The 6,000-nt window shown below is 50.1% G+C and carries 7 protein-coding genes; 3 read left to right on the top strand and 4 right to left on the bottom strand.

Annotated features, from left to right (window positions below; genetic code table 11):
* Positions 1 to 131: 131 nt before the first annotated feature.
* The 3 genes from BWK47_RS04800 to ctpC are packed head-to-tail and all read right to left on the bottom strand — an operon-like array spanning position 132 to position 2,451.
* Positions 132 to 428, bottom strand: a complete 297-nt coding sequence (locus tag BWK47_RS04800; RefSeq protein ID WP_162327767.1) for a 4-Cys prefix domain-containing protein — start codon at positions 426 to 428, stop codon at positions 132 to 134.
* A gap of 20 nt (positions 429 to 448) precedes the next feature.
* Positions 449 to 1,135 carry a Uma2 family endonuclease gene (locus BWK47_RS04795; protein WP_162327766.1) on the bottom strand — a complete coding sequence of 229 codons (687 nt, stop codon included), beginning with the start codon at positions 1,133 to 1,135 and terminating at the stop codon, positions 449 to 451.
* Between the two features lie 44 nt (positions 1,136 to 1,179).
* The gene (ctpC, locus tag BWK47_RS04790) at positions 1,180 to 2,451 is read right to left on the bottom strand and encodes a carboxyl-terminal processing protease CtpC (protein ID WP_162327765.1); all 1,272 of its coding nucleotides are present in this window, start codon (positions 2,449 to 2,451) and stop codon (positions 1,180 to 1,182) included.
* Positions 2,452 to 2,565: 114 nt separating this feature from the next.
* Here ctpC and BWK47_RS04785 point away from each other — a divergent pair, with 114 nt between their 5' ends.
* The 3 genes from BWK47_RS04785 to BWK47_RS04775 all read left to right on the top strand — a co-directional run bounded on the left by BWK47_RS04785 (position 2,566) and on the right by BWK47_RS04775 (position 5,346).
* Complete coding sequence (locus BWK47_RS04785) at positions 2,566 to 3,375, top strand: cell division protein FtsQ/DivIB (RefSeq protein ID WP_162327764.1); 810 nt, start codon at positions 2,566 to 2,568, stop codon at positions 3,373 to 3,375.
* Between the two features lie 249 nt (positions 3,376 to 3,624).
* Positions 3,625 to 4,917 carry a cell division protein FtsZ gene (ftsZ, locus tag BWK47_RS04780; RefSeq protein WP_162327763.1) on the top strand — a complete coding sequence of 431 codons (1,293 nt, stop codon included), beginning with the start codon at positions 3,625 to 3,627 and terminating at the stop codon, positions 4,915 to 4,917.
* A gap of 156 nt (positions 4,918 to 5,073) precedes the next feature.
* Positions 5,074 to 5,346 (top strand): septal ring lytic transglycosylase RlpA family protein, encoded by a 273-nt coding sequence (locus BWK47_RS04775; RefSeq protein ID WP_010872125.1) that lies wholly within the window; start codon positions 5,074 to 5,076, stop codon positions 5,344 to 5,346.
* Here BWK47_RS04775 and BWK47_RS04770 read toward each other — a convergent pair.
* Positions 5,343 to 5,987, bottom strand: a complete 645-nt coding sequence (locus tag BWK47_RS04770; RefSeq protein ID WP_162329612.1) for a histidine phosphatase family protein — start codon at positions 5,985 to 5,987, stop codon at positions 5,343 to 5,345. The genes BWK47_RS04775 and BWK47_RS04770 overlap by 4 nt on opposite strands.
* Positions 5,988 to 6,000: the final 13 nt, after the last annotated feature.

Raw genomic sequence — 6,000 nt, 5'->3', positions numbered from 1 at the left:
GTGGGGGATGGCGTAAGTACCGAAATTGTCAGGCGCTATATTCAAGAACAAGGAGATGAAAAGGAGAAGGCTCGTGTACAACAGATGACCCTTTTTCCTATCTAGATACCCCGCAGCTTGCTGCGATTGGGTTATTCATTATGATTTCCTAAATCATCCAAACGCTTAGCTTCTTCTTTGAATAACTCCGCCGCCTTATCCAAAGCTCCAGTTCCCTGACCCTGAGGAAAAAACTGCTTGATCACACACCGGGACTGGGATGGCTTATCCAAATCCACCGCCAAAAAAGTTTTACCAAATCCTCCTTGCCCGATTAGCCTTAATGCTTGGTAACGATCCTTGAGCCAAAGCTTTTGACCACATTTTTGACAGAATTTATGGGTTACTGGATTAATCACCAGACAATCGGGATTTAAACATTGGCTCATAATGCTTTCAACTAGTTAATTCACAGTGTTGAAGGATCAATGCCCAATTCCCGTAATTTAGCAAAGGCAAGATCCCGTTCCTGTTCAGCCCGCTCCCTTTCCTGTTTAGCTCGATCCCTTTCTTCAAAAAGGGTTTCTGGATCTTTAAATGGCTCTCCGTTGGGGAAAAACAGTTTCAAGCCATCAGCAAACATTTCAAAGCGAATTCCTAGGGTTGGAGAAGTCCAGGGAAAATTGAGCAGGGTGATGGTTTCAAATTCTGCATCTGGGTGGGAACGCGCCTGACCCCAAAAGTCATAGGACTCTGGATCGTAAAAGAAAATCTCTAATACTCCATACCGCCGATAAAACGTTTGCTTATGGAGCATTTCCCTGGCACTGTTACTCTCGGAAAGAATTTCAAATACTACCTGGGGAGCAATATGGTCTTCTTCCCATTGTTTGTAACTGCGTCGTTCCCCGTCAGGTCTTCCCAGAACTACCATGGCATCGGGTGCTTGGCAGGGTGCGGGGGGATTGGCCACTTGTTCGGGATACCAAAGTAAATCCCCCGCTACAAAGACTGTTTTGCCCTGAAATAAATGCTTAAGATTGGTCACCAAACGGACAATCCAGTGATACTGCAGGGTATTGTCAGCCATGGGTTTACCGTCGGACTCCGGATATAAATTGGGAAAGTCGAGGGGAGGTAGGAGAGTTTGAACCATAGACTTTTACTTTTACCGAATGAAATTGCACAAGCTTATTTAACCTACTTAGAAGCAGTTTTGTTCACCTGTTGCATTAGCACTTCATAGGCCCTGGCAAATTGAGGGTCTTCCAGGGTGCCTACTTTTTCTCGATTTTGTTGCAATTCCTTCCGCTGGGCGTCGGTGAGTTCCACTTCCACATCGGGGTCGATGCCATGTTTATTGATGTCCCGACCGTTGGGGGTTAAATATTTGGCGATCGTCACTGCCATACCGGAACCATCCCCCAATTCCCGCACCGATTGTACTAACCCCTTACCAAAGGTTTTGGTGCCCACAATGACGGCCCGTTGATTATCCTGTAAGGCCCCAGAGACGATTTCACTGGCACTGGCGGAACCACCATCCACCAACACCACTAGGGGACGGTTACTCAACTGCCGCTTGTTAGCACTTTGTTGTTCCACTTCCCCTCGGCGATCGACGGTGGACACAATGCCCCCTTCATCCAACCAAATGCGAGCAATATCCACACTGGAATAAAGCAAACCACCGGGATTGGAACGCAGGTCGAAAATGTAGCCCACCACATTATCTTTTTCCAATTTCTGCACTGCTTGGCGCATTTCCTCCGAAGCCTGGGCACTGAATTGATTTAAACGGATATAACCAACCCTGGCACCATTAATATCTTCCACTTGGGCCCGCACTGGATGAATTTCAATTAAAGTCCGGGTCAAAGGATATTCGATCGCCTGGCCCTCCCGCTCAATGGTGAGCACCACACTGGTGCCGGGCTTACCCCGAATTAACTTCACTGCGTCATCTACTTCCATGCCATCGGTGGACTTACCGTCAATCTTGGTAATTACGTCCTTAGAAAGAATGCCAGCGTTGTAGGCGGGGGTATCTTCAATGGGAGCCACCACCACAATTTTCTTCGTATCTTGGTCTTGGGTAATCTGAATACCTACCCCGGTCAATTCCCCGGAAGTGTCGATACGCATTGATTGAAACTCATCGGGGGACATGAAGCGAGTGTAGGGGTCATTTAGCTTCTCCAGCATTTCCCGAATGGCGGTGTAGGCTTCTTCCTGGTTTTTGTAGTCCCGTGTCAGATAATCCTGGCGAACCGCTACCCAATCCTCACCGTTGAAAGTACCATCTACATAGGTGCGGTTGACAATCTGCCAAACTTCGTCAACCAGCTCCTTGGGATTATCCTGTAGGTAGCCCTGGGAGCGGGCCAACCGCAACCCAACCCCCGTCACCGCCACTGTTGTCAATAACAGAGCTGTAGTTCCCAAAATCAGACTGCGTTTTTGTTTCAACATGGGATTTACCGGACGGTTGGTGAAGATTAGTTAAGACAATAAACCCTAGGGCGGTGCTTAGAGTCCTTGATTCCTAGGTTATAACATTTCAGAGATGATGGTTATTGAACTCCCATGACGGATTTAGTTGTGTCTGATTCCCTGAAAAATCGCCGGGAACAACTGATGTGGCAGAGGCGTTGGAAGCGTCTGCGCTCCTGCTGGCAATTTGTCTGTGTTTGTGGTTTGACGGGGGGCATGGTGTGGGTGATGAGCTGGCCAGAATGGTCTATCCGCTCCGATCGCCAAGTGGAGTTTTTGGGCAATAAGCTAGTCTCTAGGGAAACGTTATACGAAGATTTAGACCTGGAATATCCCCAGGCGGTTTGGCAACTTTCTACCCAGGCCTTGGGGGATGAACTGGCAAAAAATCCGGCCCTCCTGAGAGTAGAAGTCACTAGACAGTTATTTCCGGCCCAGGTAAATGTGGCCGTACAGGAACGACAACCGGTGGCGATCGCCGTGGCGGATCAGGGTCCGGGCTATTTAGACGGGGAAGGAAATTATATTCCTGCCTCCCTCTACAGCCAAGCGGTCAGAAAAACCCTGCCCCAAACCCCGCAATTTTTCGGCTACGGCCCCCAATACCGCAGTTTTTGGCAAACCCATCAAATTCTGATTCAACAGTCCCCTGTCAATATCCGGATTATTAACGGCAACAACCCCAGCAACATAAGTCTGACAACGGATTTAGGTTTAGTTTTCATCGGTTCTGACCTCTCTCGCTTCGGGCAACAAGTACAGGTTTTAGAAAAAATGCAGAATTTGCCCAGTCGGGTGCCCAAGGAACGTTTACTATTTATTGACCTCACAAATCCAGACAGTCCCAGCATTCAACTTCGTCCCCAACCCCCCAAGGAAAAAGCAGCCGTCAACAAACCCTAATATTTTTACCCTCCACTCCAGCCATTCTCCCGTGATAGGGGGAAAAAGCTCAGATTCACATTGACAAATTTGCTCAATATGCCTAGTGTAGGGACGATAGACCGCTGGGATTTGTGCTTGGGCGAGGGGATCTCTGTCGTCGTAAAAAGGCTTCAATACCCTGCTGCTTCGGAAGCGTTGCTCTCCCTGTGGTTGCTTTTGCGCCCTAAGAATTTGCTCATTTTGCTCCCCTAATACTTCCCCCCTGCAATGACGCTCAATAATGATTTACCTCTAAATAACATAGGTTTTACCGGTAGTGGTCTCAATGATGGAACGGAGGGGTTAGATGATTTATTTTCGTCCTCCATCGTTGACAATGAACCGTTGGAGGCTTTGGTAGAAACACCTACTTTTGCCAGCCCTAGTCCTAACCTAAAAAGGGATCAGATTGTGCCTAGTAACATTGCCAAAATTAAAGTGATCGGCGTTGGGGGAGGCGGTTGCAATGCTGTCAACCGTATGATTGCCAGTGGGGTGACGGGCATCGACTTTTGGGCAATTAATACCGATTCCCAGGCATTAACTAATACGAACGCCCCGGATTGTATTCAAATTGGCCAAAAACTCACCAGGGGTTTGGGGGCCGGTGGTAATCCGGCGATCGGGCAAAAAGCGGCGGAGGAATCCCGGGATGAAATTGCCCGTTCCCTTGAGGGTACGGATTTGGTCTTTATCACTGCGGGCATGGGGGGCGGCACTGGCACTGGAGCGGCTCCCATTGTGGCCGAGGTGGCCAAAGAAATGGGCTGTTTGACGGTGGGCATTGTCACCCGTCCCTTTACCTTTGAAGGCCGACGACGGGCTAAGCAAGCTGAGGAAGGCATTAATGCTCTCCAGTCCCGGGTCGATACCCTAATTGTGATTCCTAACAATCAACTATTGTCGGTTATCCCCGCCGAAACTCCTCTCCAGGAAGCTTTTCGGGTAGCCGATGATATTCTGCGCCAGGGGGTACAGGGTATTTCCGACATTATCATCATCCCCGGTTTGGTGAATGTGGACTTTGCGGACGTTCGGGCGGTGATGGCCGATGCTGGCTCCGCATTAATGGGCATTGGGGTGGGTTCCGGCAAGTCCCGGGCCAAGGAGGCGGCCACGGCGGCCATTTCCTCTCCTTTGTTGGAATCTTCTATCCAGGGAGCTAAAGGAGTCGTATTTAATGTCACTGGTGGAACGGATCTGACCCTGCACGAAGTTAATGTTGCGGCTGAAATTATCTATGAAGTGGTGGATGCCGATGCCAACATCATCTTTGGAGCGGTGATTGACGATCACCTGCAGGGAGAAATGAGAATTACCGTCATTGCCACGGGCTTCAACGGTGAAAAGGAAAAACCCCAGGCAAAAACCAGCGGCAAACCTGTGCTCAGCGGCCCCCCTGCCGGAGTGGAGACAGTGCCATCAACAACACCACCAGAAGATCCCCTAGGGGAAATTCCCATGGCTCCGGAGTTAGACATTCCTGATTTTCTCCAGAAGCGGCGTTTTCCCCGCCGTTAGGTTCCCCAGGATTACTGGTGGGAGCCAAATAATTTGACCAAGAAAGTCTCTTAGGCTACACTACTAACCTCTAATTGTTGTTTCAAACTAAAGAGGTTGATCGATTTGCGCTTTTTGTTTGCTAGCCTACTAATTCCCTTGGTATTGCCTTTGCCGGTGATGGCCCAATCTGCCACTTTCTATGGCAATCAGTTTGTAGGGCGGAAGATGGCCAACGGCCAAGTCTATAACCACGGTCGCATGGTGGCAGCCCACCCCAGTCTGCCCCTAGGAACCAGAGTTAGGGTAACCAATCGCCGTACGGGGAAATCGGTCGTAGTGACGGTGAGTGACCGTTGTAACTGCTCCATTGACCTCAGCCGTTCTGCTTTCCAACAAATTGCTAACCCCCGCAAAGGCCGGGTTCCCGTAAGCATTACCCGTCTCTAGGTGCTGGGCAAACTACGTAAATAGGGGCTGAGGTGAGACCGTTCCGCAATACAGTGAAAGAGCGGTCCCCGGGAAGATAATTCCACCACGCTCAGTCCGGTGACGGGCATGGCAAAACGGTCTCGGTAACGACCTACGTCGATGCCCAGGAGGCAGCAGAGTAGGATGCGGATGGTGGCTTTGTGAGAAACCAACAACACATTGCCATCATCGAAGCGGTCTTCAATTTCCTCTAGCACCCTAGTGCCCCGGCGGGCGATGTCAATGCCCCTTTCTCCACCGGGGGGAGAGTTCCAAGCTGGATCGGTGAGCCATTGCATATAAAGGTCGTGGTCCCTTTGGTAAACTTCGTCGGGATGGAGTCCTTCCCATTCTCCATAGGCCACTTCCCTTAGGCCAGGGCGGATCTGCATTTCAATACCTAGGCAATCGCATAGGGGTTGGACTGTTTGGCGGGCCCGTTGCAAGGGGCTAACATAAACTGCTTGCCAGGGGTGTTGGGCGTAGGCTTCAGCAAATTCCTTGGCCATTAAAATTCCTTCTGGGGTCAAGCCAGGGTCATTTTCCGGGGTACCACAATAGCCTCCGGTGGCACTGTAGGCGGTTTGTGCGTGGCGCAGGAAATAAAGTTTGAGGGCCATGGCCGAGTTGAAA

The sequence above is a fragment of the Synechocystis sp. CACIAM 05 genome (genome assembly GCF_010222815.1).
GTDB lineage: Bacteria > Cyanobacteriota > Cyanobacteriia > Cyanobacteriales > Microcystaceae > Synechocystis.
Note: the sequence above shows the minus strand (reverse complement) of the source record. Positions and strands in the feature narration are given on the sequence as shown.

Bases quoted from the DNA above. Each gene is read 5' to 3' on its own strand.
- BWK47_RS04800 (WP_162327767.1), bottom strand. From the start codon at position 428: ATGAGCCAATGTTTAAATCCCGATTGTCTGGTGATTAATCCAGTAACC.
- ctpC (WP_162327765.1), bottom strand. From the start codon at position 2,451: ATGTTGAAACAAAAACGCAGTCTGATTTTGGGAACTACAGCTCTGTTA.
- ftsZ (WP_162327763.1), top strand. From the start codon at position 3,625: ATGACGCTCAATAATGATTTACCTCTAAATAACATAGGTTTTACCGGT.
- BWK47_RS04795 (WP_162327766.1), bottom strand. From the start codon at position 1,135: ATGGTTCAAACTCTCCTACCTCCCCTCGACTTTCCCAATTTATATCCG.
- BWK47_RS04785 (WP_162327764.1), top strand. From the start codon at position 2,566: ATGACGGATTTAGTTGTGTCTGATTCCCTGAAAAATCGCCGGGAACAA.
- BWK47_RS04770 (WP_162329612.1), bottom strand. From the start codon at position 5,987: ATGGCCCTCAAACTTTATTTCCTGCGCCACGCACAAACCGCCTACAGT.